Below are 14,218 nucleotides of genomic sequence, written 5' to 3'. Positions count from 1 at the left end.
CCGCGTTCGCGGAGGAGACGGCGGCGGGGGTGGCCGCGGGCACGCCGTCCCCGCTCGCCGCATCGGCCCCGGTCGAGCAGCCGGCCAGTGCGACGATGAAGGCGGCGGCGAGCGCGGCGGGGACGGTTCGGTGAGTCAGCATGGCGTTCCGGGTTCGATGGCCGGGCGGTCGCACCCCTCCCGAGGAGAGGAACCTGTCGGGAAAATGACGATAGACGATCGCATGTTCCTATAACAGGGGTTCCCCTGCGTGAGGTCGACCATCCCCACAGCGGGAGGTATCACCGAAAGCGACACCGTCGGCACTCAGGGTCGCGCCCCGGTGAGGGGGCATGGGCGGCCCGCAGGGGGGCGGAGCGAGGGCGGGCGCACCCACCCGGGCCCGGATCGCCGCGCCGGCGCGGGAGGCGGCCGCGCGCAGTCCGCCCGCCCAGGGAGTGCACGCCCGGGAAACGGCCGCCGCGCCCTGAGGGCGCCTGCGCCGAGGCACCGCAGCCCCTCCCTCGCCCCTTCACCCGTCAAGGCACCGCAGCCCCTCCCCCGCCCCATCACCCGCCACCGTCAAGGCACCGCAGTCCCTCCCCCGCCCCATCACCCCCAACCGCCCGCAGCGAGGACCAGGGGCCGGGATCACAGCTCGCGGGTACCGGCCGGCTCGGCGCCCGCGCGTGCCCCGACCCCTGCCGACCCGCGGCCCACATCCCGCGCACGCAAGGCGCGTCGATCTTCAGCACGCCGGTCCGCCACGGCGGCCCACCCGAACGAGGGCATGATCGAACCGGCATGCCGACGCACGCCCGGCTCGACGCGCAGGCCCCCGCCCCGCACCGCCGTGGATGACACTTCCCACAGTCGCCGCGACGCAACTCTTGGTCATTTCCGGAGCCATCCCGGGGAACAAGAAACGGCAACCGAGGGAGGCTGCCGTGGGCAAGGACGCGTTGGATCTGGGCGAAGTGCTGGCCGAGGCGGAGAACGCCTCACCCGTGGAATCGGTCGACGTCGTCGCGGTGAGCCTGCAGAAGCGCTTCGGAGCGGCGTGCGTGTCCTTCCTGTTCGCCGACCTCGTCGGTCACGAACTCATCCGCCTCACCACGGCGGACGGGCCCGCGAGCGGCCGCAGCGGGGAGCGCATCGGCTTGCGGGGCAGTGTGTACGACCGGGTCCTGGAGACGCAGGTGCTGCACCAGGAGCCGGACGGGGAGGGCGGCCGGCGCGTCATCGCGCCGGTGACCAACCGGGGGGACTGCGTCGGCCTGCTCGAGATGACCCTCCCCCGCACCGATGAGGCGGTGCTCCGGCAAGTGGGGGAAGCCGCGCACGCCTTGGCGTACATCATCGTCACCGACCGCCGCTTCACCGACCTCTACCACGTGGGCCGCCGCACCACGCCCACGAGCCTCGCGGCGGAGATCCAGCACCAGCTCCTGCCCTCGGCCCCGTGCTGCGAAGCGGCCCAGTTCACCGTCGCGGGCGGCCTGGTGCCGGCCGACGACATCGGCGGGGACACGTACGACTACGCCGTCGACCGCGACACCCTGCACCTGTCCATCACCGACGCCATGGGGCACGACACCGATTCCGCCCTTCTGGCCACCCTGCTGATGGGGGCGCTCCGCGGTGCCCGGCGTGCCGGATGCGACATCGGGGAGCAGGCCCGCCGCGCGCATCAGGCACTGCTCGAACACGGCCGGGGCACGGCGACCGGCCAACTGCTGCGCATCAGCCTGCGACACGGCCGTGCTCGGCTCGTGAACGCCGGGCACCCGTGGCCCTTGCTGCTGCGCGACGGCACCGTGGAGGAGATGAGACTTTCCGTCAATCTGCCCTTCGGTGTTCCCTCACCCACCGCCTACCGGGTCCAGCAGTTGCAACTCCGTCCGGGCGACCGGCTCATCATGCTCACCGACGGAATGCAGGACCGCGCCGCCGCTGCTGTCGACCTGCGCGCCGTGGCGCACGACACCCGGGCCCTGCACCCCAGGGAAGCCGTCCGTGCCCTCGTCAGCGAGGTGTACGACGCCTGCCGCGGCAACCTCCAGGACGACGCGACGGTCATGTGCCTCGACTGGCACGGCACCCACGCCACGAGCAGGCGCACCCAAGCCGGCGCCAACACCGATGAGCTCTGGGCGTAGCCACCCGCGAGCGCACCGCGGGCGGGAGGGCGACCGGATGCCCGGACCGGGCGTGCTCCCGGACGGGGCTCCCGACTGCCGACACCCCCGCTTGCAATAATATGACGAGCGGTCTATTTTCGATCCATGGGACAGAAGGGCGAGGAGACCCGCGGCAAACTCCTGGACGCAACACAGCGCCTCATCGAGGCCGGCGGGTACTTCAACGCCGGACTGAATCAGATCGTGGCCGCGAGCGGAGCCCCCAAGGGGTCGCTCTACTTCCACTTCCCCGGCGGCAAGGACCAGTTGATCGAAGAAGCCGTCCGCCGGGGCGGCGAGGAGATCTCCGCCCTTCTCGCCGATGCGGAACAGGCTTCCCGCGAGGGCGGCACAGCGGAGATGCTGGCCGCGCTCCTGGACGCCCTCGGCGACCGGCTGGAGCGGTCCGACTGGCGCAAGGGGTGCCCCGTGGCGACCGTCGCCCTGGAGATGGCGGCCGACAACACGACGCTGCAGAAGGCCTGTTCCGAGGTGTACGCGTCATGGGAGGACGCCCTCGCCGACCTCCTCGAATCCGACGGTCACCCCGCACCGTTGTCCACCGCCACGGCCGCGCTGGCCTTGATCGAGGGCGCCCTGATGCTGGCGAGGACCCACCGGAGCCGCGAGCCCCTCGACCGGGCGGCCCGGACTCTCGCCCTGCTGGTCTGACCCCACCACACCCCCGCCGGGAGCTTTCACCCGGCCACAAAATATGTAGATCGGTCTACTGAAAGTGTGAAGCTGTGCCCACTTCTTCCGCAGACACCCTCGTCCTCGGCGCCTCCGGCTTCGTCGGACGCGCCCTGGTCGCCGAACTCCTGCGCCGCGGACGGCAGGTGGCCGCCGCCGTACGCGGCCCGGCGGAGCCCCTGACCTCGTGGCTGGCCGGTGCGGGCGTCGACACCGGCGCCCTGACCGTCGTCACCGCCGACATCACGCGCCCGGGGCTCGGCCTCGCTCCCGACGCCCTTCCCGCCGTACGGGACGTCTACAACTGCGCGGCCCGCTACGCCTTCGGGCTCGAGCGTGCCGAGGCGCGGGCCGTGAACGTCGCCGGAGCGGTCCACGTCGTCGAATGGACCGCGACGCGGCAGGCCCCGCGCCGCCTGGTGCACCTCAGCGGTTACCGCGTGGGCCGTAATACGACGACCGACGCCGACTACGCCCGTCTGGGCGCCTACGAGGCGTCCAAGGAGGAGGGACATGTCGCGGTGTGCCGCCGCGCCGCCGAACTGGGAGTGCCCCTCACCGTCGCGAACCCGGCGTCCGTCATAGGCCCGGGCCAGTACATCGGGCTGGCCTCCATCGCGGACGACCTGTGGCACGGACGCCTCCCGGCCGTCCCCGGCGGTTCCGGCACCTTCCTGCCGGTCGTCACACTCGAACACTTCACCCGGTTCCTCGCCGTACTGCCCGAGGACCCCGACGCCTCCGGCCGGCACTACTGGATCCTCGACGACACCACCCCCCGACTGCCGGAACTGCTACGGCACATCGGCCGGCACGTCGGCGTCCGCGCTCCCCGCCTCGGGGTTCCCGTGGCGCTGCTGCGGCGGCTGCCCCGCCGGCTGACGGGCGCCGACCCGGAGACGTTCTCCTTCTTGTCCACGGACCGCTACCCCACCGGTCCGGCGAACGCCCTCGCCCGCTCCCATGGGATCGCCGTGCCGCCGGTCGGGGAGGCGCTGAACACCTGGGCCGACCACCTCGTCGCCACGCGGTTCGGCAGGACCGCCGCCCCGGCACTGCCGCACGGCTTCCACGGAGTCGCGGGCAGCCGCACCTGGGTGGTCGGCGACCGTGAAGCGCCCGCACATGTGCTGCTGCACGGCCTGCCGCTGGACGCCGAATCATGGGCTCCGGTGAGCGGGCTGCTGGGCAGCCGTACGCTCGCCGCCGACCTCCCCGGCCTCGGCCGCTCCAGCCCGGCCGGCACCGCCCGGGAGGACTGGCTCGCGGAACTGCTGGAGCCGGTGACGAGCCGGCCGCTGCTCACCGCGCACTCCCTCGCCTGCGGGCCCGCCGTACGCTACGCCCTGCGCCACCCGGACCGGATCAGCGGACTCGTCCTGATCGCCCCGCCGTTCCTCCAGCACGCACCACGCCGGGCACGACGGGGCCGCGTCACCGCGGCGGCTCTGCGCCGGCTGTCGACGGAGCGGCTGGCCTCCCGCCTCGGCGTCCCCGCCGGCCCCGCCGTGGACAGCGCGGTGGCGGCCCTGCGCCGCCCGGACACCGCACGGCGCACAGCGGCCGCCCTGCGCACGACCCGCCGTCATGACGACGCACTGCGGCGGCAGTTGGCCCGGCTCGACGTACCCGTCACCCTGGTGGCCGGCGCATCCGACCCCCTGCCCCTCGCCGGGACGCGACACCTCACCGTCCAAGGGGCCGGGCACTACCCGCAGCTCACTCACCCCGAGGAGGTGGCCCGGATCCTCCGCGACGCGTCCGGCGGGCACTAGCCGAAGCGTCACCGCCGCTCACGACGACTCCGCCGACCGGTGACGAGGTACGCGTGCGGGCACGCGGTGAAACGTACGCCCCTCGGCTTCCGTCCCGCGGTCAGCGTGGATCGCCGAGGCGGCGATCGACCCCGGCGGCCGTACGGCGAACCGTCACGTCGGGGTCCTCGCGCCGCAGGCGCATCAGTTCGCCGGTGAACCGCCCGCGTTGCCCGCCCCGCAGCGGGGCGTGTTCGAGGACGAGGACCGCGTGGCAGCGCACCACGGGCCACGGGGATGCGAGTGCGTCGAATGCGGTGGCCGTCTCGTCCTCGCCGATCGCACACAGGCTGCTTCCCGGGCGGAGCCGGGCGAAGACGGCGTCATGACGGCCGGGGTGGGCCACGAGGGCCGCCTCCAGCGGCCGGTAGTCGAGGGGGCCGTGGCACCCGTGGTCGCGGAACGAGGTGTACGGAGCCGTCAGCCCGCTCACCGCCACTTCTCCGGGGAGGCCGTCGAGATGGGCGACCACGACGTCCATGCGGCCCAGGCGGGCGAGCGCGGCCGCGGCCCAGGCACGGTCCGGCTCCGACCCGCGCACGTTCGCCATGACCACCCGCAGTGCGTCGACGACGTCAGGCGTCACTGTGCCGATCTCCGCCAGGAGCTTCGCCCAACGCCATTTCTCAGGAGCTTGCGGAAGCCCGCCGAGGACACCCCGCACCACGGCCGGCCCCAGGTTCCGGAGGCGGGCAGCGGCCTGCTCGCGGCCGAGCGCCGTGGAAGCGGGATCCGCGAGCACGGCGATCAGCTCTCCCGCCTGCTCGTCGACGGGCAACGAGTCCAGACGCGCTGCCTCCTGCTGCTCCGCCACCAGTTCGGGGAAGTGCTGACGCAGCTGCGCCGGTGACACCGACAACGGTACGAGGTCCCATGCCTCGTCCATCGCGACGACCACGAAGTCCCGGCCGACCACCCCTTCGGCCACGAGCTCCCGGCGCGCGTCCTTGCACGCCCTCACCACGGTCCGCAGGTAACGGGCGTGCACGGCGTCCCAGCGACGGCCGTCCTCCGCCGTCGCAACGGCCGACAACCGTGACATCCATGCCTCCTCCTCCTGATCCGGGTCGAGTTGCCAGGGCCAGTCGGCGGGGCTCCATCGCAGATCGTCGGGGGTGTGTCCACCGACAGCCACCGACGCGAGCGCCTCCTCGCCCGCCACGCCGACGCAGGTCGCGAGGATGACGCCGCCGGACTCGGCGTAGAACTCGTGCACGGCAGCGGCGTAGAGGCGGTCATCGCTATGCTCGGCGCGCATCCTGCGGACGAAACCTGTTATCCGGTCCTTGACCACCTGCTCCAGGCCCTGCCAATCGAAATGCATCGGCGGATGCTATCCGACGCGCAAGCGGGGGCGTCCCGGTCGGCGGACCTCGGTCGACCGCCGCCGCCCGGTCGACCGCCGCCGCCACCGGCCCGGCCCACGGTGCGGCGGTCGGCGGCCGACACGGGGCGCACCGGCGGGTGTTCCGCATGCTTCGGCCTTCAGGACAGGAGCCGGGTCACGGTCCCCGAGCCGGCGGCGCGGCCGTGATGGCGGAAGGCGAAGGCCCAGCCGCTTTCCAGAGCAAGGGGACGTTCGAGCCCGACCGTCACCGCGGCCATGTGCGACGGCCGCAGCACCTCCATGCCATCGGGGAGGGTCACGAGCCCCTTCACCACGCCGGCGCGCACGTGGAAGTGGAGGTGATCACCGCTGAGCACTTCGGCACCGCCCTGGTGCTCCGGAAGGAGGGCGATGTCCGCGGCGAAGACGGCGTGCGCGCCGATCGAGCCCGGTGCCGCGAGGACCTGTCCCCGCTTGATCGCTCCCGCGACGGTACCGGGCAGCAGCAGGCCTGCGTGCATGCCCGCACGCGCCTCCCCGGCCTCTGGTCGGCACCCGTCGACACCGGTGATCCGGATGACCGGACCGCCCGCGAACCCGACGATCTCCACCTCGTCGGCCGTGCGCACCCGCCCGCGCTCGATCCGTCCGCAGGCCAGGACCGTTCTGCCCTGGTTGCGTACGAAGACGTCTTCGACAGCCATCAGAAACGGCTTCTCCGCGGCATCCATCGAGCCCCCACCACCCGTGTCCGTCGTGTGCAGGGCGCCCGGACCGGCAACGCCCTCCGTCCCGGCCCTGGTCATCGCTGCGGGACCGTACGACCCCAGGGGCGGTCCGGTGTACGGACGACCCACCTCGGTGCCGCAGCCGGCGGTCTGCTTGGATCCCAGCATGACGGATTGGCCGAAGCTCAGTGACGCATACGGATCCGCGGAAGCCGTGCCTGCTCTGCTCGACCGGTTCGAGGCCGATCCGGCCGGTGTCTGGTCCGAGCTGATGGACCGGCTGTGCCCGCAACTCGACACGGCTTTCCCGGCGAGCTTCGCGGCGCTTCCCCGGCTGGCCGCGATCGCAGCCGCCCGGGAGCCCGACGAGCGGCGGTGGGTGCTCCTCGCCGCCGGACCGATCGTCAGCTGCGCCCGCCGGTCGGCCGAGGGCGTCACCGCACGCCGGTTCCACTCGGCGGAGATCGCCGAGCTGTCGCGGCTCGCGGAGGAATGCCTGCGTCTGCCGGCGGACATCGAGGACTACACCGCGCTCCTGCAGACCGCTCTGGCCTTCCGGGACGTGGAGGTCTGGGACGAGCGCCTGGACGACCTGGCGCACGGCGCGTACGAGGTCGACTGCCCCCACTGCGGAGTGGACCTGTTCGTCGCCATCGGCGAGGACGGCTTCTTCTCCTGCAGCGACGACTACGCGTCGCGGGATGACGTCGAGAAGACGCCGCTGCGGCCTGCCGATCCGTCGAGGCTGGCGGGCGTGGGCAAGCAGTTGTACGACATGGCACGCGCTGACGGGCAGTCGGAGCTCGCCCGGCGGCTGTCGTACCTCTTCGGTGAAGCAGCGTGTCCCGACTGCTCGACGGTGTTCACCGTGGCGGACCGCGTGATCGCCAACACCACGTTGTGACGGTGACATGCGTGTCCCTGTTCGTTGCGACCACCGCCACGGGCGGGCGGCGGGCGGAAGGTTCGCCGGTGTGCCGTGGTGGCGGCACGCCCGGGCATCCGTATCCGCCGGGTAGCCTCGTGCGACGAGCCAGGAGGGATGGACTCCGTGCGTCGCGCAGGAACACCAGCCGCAGTCCGCTCGGCATGCCCGGTGCCGCGCCGCCCGAGCGGCTTCCCGAAGGCCCGCGCCGGCGGCGACCGTCCGCGAGTGGTCGCGGCAGCGGTACTGGTCGGGGCGCTGCTGGCCGGCACGGTCGGCGCATGCGGCTCCGCCCGCCCCGACGGTGCCGTACGGCCCGTGGCCGTCCCTACCGGACAGAGCAGCGTCCCGCTGCTGCGGACACAGGTGCGGGAATCCCTGCCGCACGATCCGGGGGCTTTCACGCAGGGCCTGGAGTTCCGCGGCAGCACCCTGTACGAGAGCACGGGCCTGGTCGGCCGCTCCTCCCTGCGTGCCGGGCCCGCGGGCAAGCCACCCACGGTCCGGGCGGACCTCCCGGCACCCCTCTTCGGGGAGGGCATCACGCTGGCCGGCAGCAGGCTGTGGCAGCTCACCTGGCGCAACGGCATCGCCATCGAGCGCGACCCCGGCACACTGGCGGAACGTCGCCGGGTCGCCTACCGGGGTGAGGGCTGGGGCCTCTGCCACCGGCGCACGGCCGGGCGGGGGCAACTCGTGATGAGCGACGGCACCGGCCGGCTCACCTTCCGGGACCCCGACACCTTCGACGTGACAGGCGGTGTCGACGTACGCCAGGACGGCAGACCCGCGACGCTGCTCAACGAGCTGGAATGCGCTCCGGACGGCTTCGTGTACGCCAACGTGCTGGGGACGGACACCATCCTGCGCATCCAGCCGCGCACGGGCGATGTGACCGGGCGCATCGACGCCGGCGGACTGCTGACGTCGTCCCAGCGGCGCACGGCCCGTGCGCTCAACGGCATCGCTGCCGTGCCGGGAACCTCCAGCTTCCTGATCACCGGCAAGTTCTGGCCCCGCATGTTCCGGGTCACCTTCGTGCCGGCGTGACCCGCCCGTGCGCTTCCGGGCGCCGCCCCCGGTCGCCCCACGGGCGACATCACGCACGCCGACTTCTGCCCGCCGGCCCGGACCGTGCCTCGCGCGGGGACCGAGCGCACCGGACGGGGAGCCCGCAGTGCGGTGACACCTCCGTTGGTGTGAACAGCGTTCCCGGTCCGGTGCAGTGATCCCGCAGGCGCACACAACGTGGCTACGGTGGCTCTCCTGCCGATATCAGACGGTTTCAGCGGATCTGCCTCACCGGCGGTTTCAGCTGGTGCGGTTGCGGCGGCTGGGCGGAGCAGTGCATCGCCCGCGCAGCCAGGCCGGCCGCAGGCACGTACACCACTCCCCCGATATGCGAGGACGGGCCTCATGAGCAACACGGAAACAGGCGAAGCCACCGGAACCAAGGACAAGGACTACAACCTCATCTGGTACGTCGAGGCATGCCTGAGCAACGCTCTGCGTCTGGAGACGTACATCCAGGACGCGCAGCGTGAGAACGACACGGAGGTCGTCGACCTCTTCCGCAAGGCACAGGCCGACAGCCGCAAGGGCGCGGAGCTCGGCAAGCAGCTGCTGCGCAGCAGGCTCGGCGGCTGATCCCTCCCCCCCCACGCGGCCGACACGCCTGTCGGCTCCGACCGCGAGAGGTACTCACACGCAGAAGCGGCGCCCCGGCCTCAGGGACCGGGGCGCCGTCGCGCTCCGGTCGGGCCCGTCGCCGGCAGCGGCCCCCGTTCGTGACGCCTCGTCAGGACGGCTGCCGCGCGAAGAGCTCCAAGTGGCCGCAGCCGGGGCAGCGGAAGGCATCGATCTGCCACCGGGGCCGACCCATCCGCTTGGCGCCACCGAACAGACCGCGCTCCAGAGCACCGGCGATCCAGCGGGAGTAACCACGCGCGTGCTCGCCGGTGTCCTCGATGAACCCGGGCTCCAGGCCGGAACCGCCGCACTGACTGCACTTCATGGTGTCCATCTCACGAGTCTAGGAGTGCTGACGGCAGCGGGCCCGGAACAGTGCCGTGGGCCGGCGGCACCGTGTCCGGCGGCCTCCCGTGAACACGGCGGCGCGGGGACACGTATCGAAACAGAGCACCGGCTTCGCGGGAACGGACGCCGGTGTCGCCGTGTCCGAGCCACCTCGAGGGGAGAGGGATGAGGCACACACGCCGCAAACTGCGACGGATCGCGCGTCTGACAGCCGTCGGGGGGATGCTCTGCGGCGGGCTGATGGTGAACAGCGCCATGGCCGGCGAGTCCCCCGGCCCGGGCGGGGGCGGGGGTCACGTCGCCCGGCCTCCGGAGTCCGGTGCGCACCTCGTCGCGCGGCTCGGCCCGTCCCGTACCGCGGGCACGTGGATCGGGGCCGACGGGCGGCCGGTGGTCGCGGTGACCGATACGGAGGCCGCGGCGGAGGTGGAACGGGCGGGGGCGCGCGCCAAGGTCGTACGTCACAGCATGCGCCGCCTCCGCGCCGCCACCGAGACGCTGAGCGAGGCTCCGCGCGTGCCCGGTACGGCATGGGTGATGGACTACGCGTCGAACCGGGTCGTGGTGCGTGCCGACAGCACCGTCTCCGCCGCGGACTGGTCGCGCATGTCGGACCTCGCCGAGGGGATCGGCGGTTTCGTGCACATGCAGCGGACCAAGGGTGCCTTCTCCATCAGGCTCAACGGCGCCGATCCCATCTTCGCCGGCAACGGACGCTGTTCCGCGGGATTCAACGTGACCGACGGCCGGCAGAACTTCGTCCTGACGGCGGGGCACTGCGGTCCCCGGGGAACGACCTGGTTCACCGACGCGCAGGGCAGCGCCCGCATCGGCACCACCACCGCCAGTGCGTTCCCCGGCAGCGACTTCTCCCTCGTCGCGTACGAGAACGGCGACGGCTCCGGTGCGCGCAGCGTCGTTGGCGTGGGCCCCGGCAGGGAGGCCGGCATCGGGGCGGCCGCCGATCCGGTCGTCGGCCAGGAGGTCTTCCGGAGCGGCAGCACGACAGGCGTCCGCTCCGGCCGGGTGACCGCGTTGAACGCCACGGTGAACTACCGCGAGGGCACGGTGACCGGCCTCATAGAGACGACGGTGTGCGCGGAGCGGGGGGACAGCGGTGGGCCGTTGTTCGCCGACGGCCTGGCCCTCGGCCTGACCTCGGGGGGCAACGGCGACTGCACCACCGGCGGGACCACGTACTTCCAGCCGGTCACCACCGCGATGGCGGCCCTCGGCGTACGGCTCACCGCAACCGACGCTGTGTCACCGCCGTTCGCCGCGGGGGCCACCGCCCCGGGACCGGCCGGGTCGGGCGGGTTCGCGGACGTGCCCGGCGGCATCGCCGATCTGAGGACCCTCACGCCCGGCCTGCTGGTCGTTGCGGTGAGTCTGCTCCTGCTGCTGGCCGCCTGCCCGATCCGGTCGGTGAGGCGGCGGCGGAGTTACCGCCGCCGCTACGCCCGGAGCTGGGGCTGAGTCACGCCAGGGCCGTCGCCGCCGCCCTGACCGCCAGTCCGCAGCCGATGGCCAGGACGACGGAGGCCGTGACGAGCGGGGCCATGCGGTGGGCCAGTGACAGCACCCGCCCCTGACGCCGGCGCGCCAGCCGCCGGACCGTGGTGTCCCGGAGCCGCACCACCGCGAAGCCCGCGGCCGCCAGGGTGAGCGCCAGCCCGGCCCCGTACGCCACGACCAGCAGGAAACCGAACCACGCCTCGCCGAGGGCGGCCGCGCCGATCAGGACCACGACGGCGGACGGGCTCGGGACCAGTCCGCCGGCCAGGCCCAGGAGGATCAGTCCGCGCAGACCGGGCGCGGGAGGGGTGTGGCTGTGCGCATGGCCATGGTCGTGGTCATGTGCATGGGCGTGGTCATGTGCATGGGCGTGGTCATGCGCGTGGGTGTCGTCGTGGGCGTGGGCGTGGTCATGGGTGTGCTCGTGGCTGTCGTCGGTACGGGTGTGGTCGTGCGTGTGAGGGGCGTGCCCGTGCCCATGGCTGTGTGCGCCGTCGTCGTGCGTGTGATGCCCGTCGTGGTGGCCGGCTCTTGCCGTGGCCGCCCTGGCGCCTGCCGGCCCGTCCTCGCCGGACCCGCTGCGGTGCGCGCCCACGAGGGCGGGCACCCGCTCCTCGGCGAACCGGCGATCGGGGTCCATGGCGCGCTGCTGCGGGAGCGGATGCCCGTGGCCATGGCTGTGCGAGCCGGGGCGGTGTCGTCGGCGCCACGCCCTGCGCAGCAGCAGCGCGCCCGCCAGGGCGACCAGGCTGCCGCTGATGACACCCAGCCACGCAACCACCGTGGGGGCGGCGGCCGAGCCCGCTGTGATCAGGGCGCCGAGCGCGAAGACCCCCAGCGTGTGGGTGAGGGTCACCGAAGCCCCGAGCGCGAGCATGTCGCGCAGTGAACTCCGCCCGCCCGCAGCGGCGGCAGCCGCCATCATGGTCTTGCCGTGTCCCGGCGCCAGTGCGTGCAGGGCCCCCAGCAGCAGGGACGCGCCGAGTGCCAGGGCCGCGAAGCCCACGGTCAGTTCGTGCCGGGCCACCAGCGAGGTCAGCGCCTGCGCCCAGCGGTCGGCCCCGCGCGGCAGCACGCCCGCCACCGGGGAGCCGCTCCCGTCCTCGCTTCCGGCCAGCGCCGGGCCGCCGGGGCGGACGGTGATGGCGGCCGACGTGGAATCGGGCGGCGAGGAAAGAAGGTCGTCGGGATACGCGGTCAGCCGCCGGGACGAGGAGCTCCCGGGCACGTCGGACTCCGCGAGCGTCATGCGGTCGCCGCGCGCGGTGATCTCCCGCCACCCCGCGCCGGTGGACACATCCGCCGGGCGGTACGAGAGCCGCATCGGTTCGTCCCGAGGCAGCGGTGCCGTCAGCTCGCAGGTGACGCGCAGCGTCTCCAGCCCCGCCTGCCCGGGCGCGACCTGTGCCTTCGCGGTGCCGGCGGAGACGACCGGGGCGACGGTGGCTCCGTCCCCGACCGTGAGCCGGGCCCGCCCGGCTGCCGCATCGCACCGGGCCCGCGCCCATGACGCCAGTTCGGCCGGTGCCAGACGTGCGTCGCCGTCGGCGTCGATGCGGTGGCGCTCCTGCGACGCCGGAATCTCCGCCAGGTCCTCCACGTGGTCCACCCGCAGCTTGCCGGGGGCGACGACGAGACCGTCGTACTGGTTGACGGTGAAGTTGCCCAAGGGGTGTGCCTGCGCCGCCGACGCGGGCAGCAGTGCCAAGGCCACGCTCGTCACCAGCGTGGCGAGAGCGCACGCGGTGGTGCGACGAGTCAAGAGTCCCCCTTGGGAGAAGAAGGAGAGGGCGAGGAGGGCGGAGGCGCCGGAGAGGACGACGACGCGAGGGCGGAGGCGGCCTCGCGGGCGCCCGAGAGGGAGAAACCCGGGTTCAGAGCGAGTGCGGCGCGCAGGTCGCGGCGCGCGGCCCTGTCGTCGCCGAGTGCGCGCTCGATCATGCCCCGGTGGAAGAGGAAGGAAGCGTTTCGGTAACCGGGTGACCCGGCGGTCGCCTTCTTCGCGTAGGTCAGCGCCTCCCGGTCCTTGCCGTTGGCGTGGAGTGCCCAGGCGAGCGCATCCGCCGTGTGGACGCTCTGGCGGCGGGCCCACTCCGCGCGGGCGGACTTCAGCGCCTCCGCGGGGTCGCCGTGGTCGGCCTCGACGAGAGCGGACTCCAGGTCGGTCGCGACGCCGTTCGCGCGAGCCAGCCGGTTCCAGGTGCGGATGAGCGCGTACTGCTCCTCGGCCCGTCCAGGCTGTCCGTCCGCCTCGTACAGTTCGGCGAGCGCGGCGAGCCGGCCCGGCAGCGGGTAGCTCCGTACGGCGGCTTCGAGATCGCTCACCGCACGCTTCGTCTCTCCCAGGGCCGCATGGGCATGCCCTCGGCCCTCCAGCGCCGGTACGTACTCGGGATCGGCACGCAGGGCGGTCGCGAAGTGGCGCAGGGCCTGGCGGGAGTCCCCCTGGCTCCAGGCGAGTTGCCCGAGCGACGTGGCCACGTACGCCGTGTCGGCGGGGCTGAACGCCGAGTCCAGCGCGCGCAGCAGCAGGAGACGCGCTCCCTTCACGTCGCCGTGCAGCTCCAGGACGTACGCGTACCGCGTGAAGACCGGGATGCCGGGGCGCCTCCGGTCGGCGAGCTCCACCGCGCGCAGCGCCTCTTCGTAGCGGCCGAGTTCGACGAGTGCGTCGACCCGGCTGCACAGCGCCCGCTCGCTGTACGGATTCACCCTCAGCGCCCGGTCCACCTCCCGCAGCGCCCCGCCGAAGTCGTGACGGGCCGCCGCCAGGGCGGCCCGACCGGCGAGGGCCGCGTCGTTCTCTCCGGCGGGACGCAACTCCAGCGACCGCGCGAAGGCCTTGTCCGCTTGCGGGTACCGGGTCGGATCACCGCTCGTCCGTGCCTGCTCGACGTACGCCGCACCCAGCGTCGCCCACGCGGTGGCGTCCCTGGGCTGGGCCTTGAGGTGCCGGTGCAAGGTGTCGATGCCACGCGCGAGGTCCCCGGCCGCCAGCCGCTCGACGGGCACGTCCGGTG

General features: G+C 73.2%; 12 protein-coding genes. 7 read left to right on the top strand and 5 right to left on the bottom strand.

Annotation, left to right across the window (positions count from 1 at the left end; genetic code table 11):
• Positions 1-926: 926 nt before the first annotated feature.
• From IH00_RS0132410 to IH00_RS0132400, 3 genes are all read left to right on the top strand, one after another.
• Positions 927-2,138 (top strand): PP2C family protein-serine/threonine phosphatase, encoded by a 1,212-nt coding sequence (locus IH00_RS0132410; protein WP_052411800.1) that lies wholly within the window; start codon positions 927-929, stop codon positions 2,136-2,138.
• A 126-nt stretch (positions 2,139-2,264) separates the two neighbouring features.
• Positions 2,265-2,831: a TetR/AcrR family transcriptional regulator gene (locus tag IH00_RS0132405; protein WP_031079657.1), complete on the top strand. Its 567-nt coding sequence runs from the start codon at positions 2,265-2,267 to the stop codon at positions 2,829-2,831.
• A 74-nt stretch (positions 2,832-2,905) separates the two neighbouring features.
• Positions 2,906-4,627: an alpha/beta fold hydrolase gene (locus IH00_RS0132400; protein ID WP_031079656.1), complete on the top strand. Its 1,722-nt coding sequence runs from the start codon at positions 2,906-2,908 to the stop codon at positions 4,625-4,627.
• A gap of 100 nt (positions 4,628-4,727) precedes the next feature.
• Here the strand turns inward: IH00_RS0132400 and IH00_RS0132395 are convergent, their stop codons facing one another.
• On the bottom strand, positions 4,728-5,990 hold the full coding sequence (locus tag IH00_RS0132395) for a DUF4303 domain-containing protein (protein WP_031079655.1): 1,263 nt from the start codon (positions 5,988-5,990) through the stop codon (positions 4,728-4,730).
• A 161-nt stretch (positions 5,991-6,151) separates the two neighbouring features.
• The gene (locus tag IH00_RS0132390) at positions 6,152-6,697 is read right to left on the bottom strand and encodes an EF-Tu C-terminal domain-related protein (protein ID WP_234335036.1); all 546 of its coding nucleotides are present in this window, start codon (positions 6,695-6,697) and stop codon (positions 6,152-6,154) included.
• A gap of 238 nt (positions 6,698-6,935) precedes the next feature.
• Here IH00_RS0132390 and IH00_RS0132385 point away from each other — a divergent pair, with 238 nt between their 5' ends.
• The 3 genes from IH00_RS0132385 to IH00_RS0132375 all read left to right on the top strand — a co-directional run bounded on the left by IH00_RS0132385 (position 6,936) and on the right by IH00_RS0132375 (position 9,293).
• Complete coding sequence (locus IH00_RS0132385; protein WP_052411799.1) at positions 6,936-7,625, top strand: hypothetical protein; 690 nt, start codon at positions 6,936-6,938, stop codon at positions 7,623-7,625.
• Between the two features lie 249 nt (positions 7,626-7,874).
• A complete protein-coding gene (locus tag IH00_RS0132380) occupies positions 7,875-8,696 on the top strand; it encodes a glutaminyl-peptide cyclotransferase (protein ID WP_031079652.1) in 822 nt (273 codons plus the stop codon).
• 366 nt (positions 8,697-9,062) lie between these two features.
• On the top strand, positions 9,063-9,293 hold the full coding sequence (locus tag IH00_RS0132375) for a hypothetical protein (RefSeq protein WP_031079651.1): 231 nt from the start codon (positions 9,063-9,065) through the stop codon (positions 9,291-9,293).
• Between the two features lie 151 nt (positions 9,294-9,444).
• Here the strand turns inward: IH00_RS0132375 and IH00_RS0132370 are convergent, their stop codons facing one another.
• Positions 9,445-9,669 (bottom strand): hypothetical protein, encoded by a 225-nt coding sequence (locus IH00_RS0132370; RefSeq protein WP_031079650.1) that lies wholly within the window; start codon positions 9,667-9,669, stop codon positions 9,445-9,447.
• A gap of 179 nt (positions 9,670-9,848) precedes the next feature.
• Between IH00_RS0132370 and IH00_RS0132365 the strand changes: the two genes are divergently transcribed.
• A complete protein-coding gene (locus tag IH00_RS0132365; protein WP_031079649.1) occupies positions 9,849-11,159 on the top strand; it encodes a S1 family peptidase in 1,311 nt (436 codons plus the stop codon).
• A 1-nt stretch (position 11,160) separates the two neighbouring features.
• Here the strand turns inward: IH00_RS0132365 and IH00_RS0132360 are convergent, their stop codons facing one another.
• On the bottom strand, positions 11,161-12,960 hold the full coding sequence (locus IH00_RS0132360) for a sulfite exporter TauE/SafE family protein (RefSeq protein WP_031079648.1): 1,800 nt from the start codon (positions 12,958-12,960) through the stop codon (positions 11,161-11,163).
• Positions 12,957-14,218, bottom strand: a 1,262-nt coding sequence (locus IH00_RS38025; RefSeq protein ID WP_107064559.1) for a tetratricopeptide repeat protein, incomplete at its 5' end; no start/stop codon positions are given. The genes IH00_RS38025 and IH00_RS0132360, both read right to left, overlap by 4 nt.

Source organism: Streptomyces sp. NRRL S-118 (genome assembly GCF_000716335.1).
In the GTDB taxonomy this organism is placed as follows: Bacteria; Actinomycetota; Actinomycetes; order Streptomycetales; family Streptomycetaceae; genus Streptomyces.
Note: the sequence above shows the minus strand (reverse complement) of the source record. Positions and strands in the feature narration are given on the sequence as shown.

Coding starts and splice junctions, on each gene's coding strand:
- IH00_RS0132405 (WP_031079657.1), top strand. CDS start 2,265: ATGGGACAGAAGGGCGAGGAGACCCGCGGCAAACTCCTGGACGCAACA.
- IH00_RS0132395 (WP_031079655.1), bottom strand. CDS start 5,990: ATGCATTTCGATTGGCAGGGCCTGGAGCAGGTGGTCAAGGACCGGATA.
- IH00_RS0132390 (WP_234335036.1), bottom strand. CDS start 6,697: ATGGCTGTCGAAGACGTCTTCGTACGCAACCAGGGCAGAACGGTCCTG.
- IH00_RS0132375 (WP_031079651.1), top strand. CDS start 9,063: ATGAGCAACACGGAAACAGGCGAAGCCACCGGAACCAAGGACAAGGAC.
- IH00_RS0132370 (WP_031079650.1), bottom strand. CDS start 9,669: ATGGACACCATGAAGTGCAGTCAGTGCGGCGGTTCCGGCCTGGAGCCC.
- IH00_RS0132365 (WP_031079649.1), top strand. CDS start 9,849: ATGAGGCACACACGCCGCAAACTGCGACGGATCGCGCGTCTGACAGCC.